The following is a 2,570-nucleotide window of genomic DNA, read 5'->3' as shown; positions in this document are numbered from 1 at the left end:
AGTCATGTTAGATTAAGTGAATATATCCTTTCAATAAAAAACAATTAGTTTATGGATCTTATGGTTTATAATGGATAAATTCCATATACTTCTTTTTCATAGTTTAACCATGTTTTAAGCATTTCATCTTCGATTGAATATTTTTGGTTTGTGTAACTTATTATTCCTTTATCTTTGAGGCTTGTTAGATATTTGTTAAATGTTCCTCTTGAAATATTTGTTTTTTCTAGTAATTCGCTCCAGGTTAATGAATCTTTGTCAACTAATTGTTCGACTATGTTTTTTTCGTTGTTGTTTAAGCTGCTCCAAATTTTTATCCACATTATTAGGATTTGCTCCATATTTGTGAAAAATGTTTTTTTCACTAGTTCTGGTGTGTATATTTGATTACTGTCCATTATATTGTAAAAACTGTTTATGTATAATGGTATTCCTCTTGTGCACTTGTAAAATCTTTCGAATCCTTCTTCAGTGAATTTTATTTCACGCATTTTATCTTTAAAGTATGCTTTTGTTTCTTCTTTACTGAAGGGATTGATTGTTATTTGTTGTAATCTTCCACCAAACGCTCCACTTTCACCATTTAATTCGTTTATGATATTTGAACTTCTTGATATTGATCCTGTGAATATATAGCTTACGTTATGCTGTGTTTGGTTGTAACTTCGAATTAACCAAAAGAATTTGTCTAGATGGTTTATTTTTCTTAACATTTGGAATTCATCTATGATTATTACAAATCCATTTAATTCATCCATTTCATCCACTATTTTTTGAGGAAATTCCATTACAAATTGACTTAATTTTCCGTAGTTAGTTTCACTTTTAGGTATGGGTATGTCAAGTATGGTTGTTATGTCATGGAAATCATATTTTTTGAGTTTCAGATTATTTATTAATTCAGTTATTTTTGCTTTGTACTTGTTTTTGTAGTTATTTGCTTGTATACTTTGATTCATTTCTTTTAATAGTTCAATAAGTACGGTTTCTATTGTTAATTCTTCCTTTGTTCGTGCATAAAGTTGTGCGATATCAATATATGTGCATATTATATTGGGTTCTATTTCTGTCATTATTTTTTTTAGAAGATAGGTTTTTCCTACTCCTCTGTATCCAGTTAATAATATTTGTTGAGGTAATGAGTAATTTAGGGAATCTATTTGGTATTTGAGTTTTTTGATATCTTCTTTCCTGTTGTAGAAATATTCATCTAAATTGTCGTGTAAAAATAAGGGTTTTGAATTCATTTAGTTCACCTATTAGTTTATTTATTTATAATAGTATATTAAATTATAATTTTCTATTTAGTATAAAAAATTATACTTATCTAATGAGGTATAATTATTTATACTTGTTAATTTTTTCATGTTAGATGATAATTAAACATTATGTGTAATTGATGTTGAATATTTTCGTCGTATGACGACGGGAGGTTCAAACATACTGTTTTCTGCTATTGCTAATGATTAATATTTTATAGATATTGGAATGCGATATTTTTAATTGGTTATATAAGAATTGCTGAACTTATTGTGGTCAAAAAGTATATTATGTATTTTTGCAACAAATAATTAGTTATAAAAATATCAGTTTATAACCTCAATCATATTTTTTTGAAGTTATTTATCTTTAATTGCGTTTATTAAGAAATTATGATTTCCCCAGCTTTATAACATTCAGCTAGATATTGTCTTGATTGATAATATAAATCTGAGTTAAAATTCAGTATTTTTTCGGCTAACCATGAAGAAAACACTTCTTTTATACCTCTAAAAACATCTTTTTCATCATAATTATCTTCAATCAGTCTTTCGAATACCTCTCCAATTTCCCAATAATCTGGAATGTTGTATTTGCATTTTGAAAGATTATCAAATTCTCCGGTTGGGATGTTATTGCGTATTATAAAATCATTTGCTACTTTTTCAATTGGTTCACAATGAAATACGTCTTCATAGTTATAAATTCTTTCCAGATCTTCACCTAAATATTCGATGACATCTTTTCTGTTATTTTTTGTTTCTCTTGAGATGAATTCAACTAGGCTGCAGGTATAAAATAATGAATTATTATTTTTATCCATAAACTTTCCTCGCTTCTTTAAATTTAATTGTTTCAAGTGCTTTTTTTGTGTTGAAGCAAATTTGATGAGTGGGATATCTGAATTTAACTAATGCCCAAAATGCTTCTCGGCTAATCTTCCCATCTTGAAATTCTTGAATGTAGTTATAAATTGTATCATCTGCCATTGGACCTTCAACAATGTCCCAGTCATGTGGAATTCCACTTCTACAAGCAATTATGAAATCTAACCATTCTTCAGTCATTTTTTCAAATTTTAGAGTTTTCAATGAATCATTAGGATAATACTCGTAAACATTGACAATACCTTCTCCAAATCGTGTTGCCCAACGGATTGCTTGTTGTTCCATAACTGTACAGTAAAATCCAAAGTAAAAATCTTTGTTGAATTTTTCAATTCTAATTTCAGGCTTTTCAACGATTACTGTGCTTCCATGATAAATTTCCATGAGTTTCAAGCCCCTTTATAAATCATTTTCAGTATAATT

General features: G+C 27.7%; 3 protein-coding genes. All 3 read right to left on the bottom strand.

Going from position 1 to position 2,570, the window contains the following annotated elements; all coding sequences use genetic code 11:
• Positions 1 to 65: 65 nt before the first annotated feature.
• A complete protein-coding gene (locus Q4Q55_RS10295; RefSeq protein ID WP_303372708.1) occupies positions 66 to 1,247 on the bottom strand; it encodes an ATP-binding protein in 1,182 nt (393 codons plus the stop codon).
• 395 nt (positions 1,248 to 1,642) lie between these two features.
• The gene (locus Q4Q55_RS10290; RefSeq protein WP_295115554.1) at positions 1,643 to 2,083 is read right to left on the bottom strand and encodes a hypothetical protein; all 441 of its coding nucleotides are present in this window, start codon (positions 2,081 to 2,083) and stop codon (positions 1,643 to 1,645) included.
• The gene (locus Q4Q55_RS10285; protein WP_292741276.1) at positions 2,076 to 2,531 is read right to left on the bottom strand and encodes a DUF3990 domain-containing protein; all 456 of its coding nucleotides are present in this window, start codon (positions 2,529 to 2,531) and stop codon (positions 2,076 to 2,078) included. Before Q4Q55_RS10285 ends, Q4Q55_RS10290 begins: the two co-directional genes overlap by 8 nt.
• Between the last annotated feature and the right edge of the window lie 39 nt (positions 2,532 to 2,570).

Origin of the sequence: Methanobrevibacter sp., assembly GCF_030539555.1 — an archaeon.
Classification (GTDB): domain Archaea; phylum Methanobacteriota; class Methanobacteria; order Methanobacteriales; family Methanobacteriaceae; genus Methanocatella.
The sequence above is the reverse complement of the archived record's forward strand: the minus strand, read 5'-3'. Positions and strand labels throughout refer to the sequence as shown.

What these genes read in the sequence shown, in the direction of transcription:
- Q4Q55_RS10295 (WP_303372708.1), bottom strand. Translation starts at nt 1,247, where the DNA reads ATGAATTCAAAACCCTTATTTTTACACGACAATTTAGATGAATATTTC.
- Q4Q55_RS10285 (WP_292741276.1), bottom strand. Translation starts at nt 2,531, where the DNA reads ATGGAAATTTATCATGGAAGCACAGTAATCGTTGAAAAGCCTGAAATT.
- Q4Q55_RS10290 (WP_295115554.1), bottom strand. Translation starts at nt 2,083, where the DNA reads ATGGATAAAAATAATAATTCATTATTTTATACCTGCAGCCTAGTTGAA.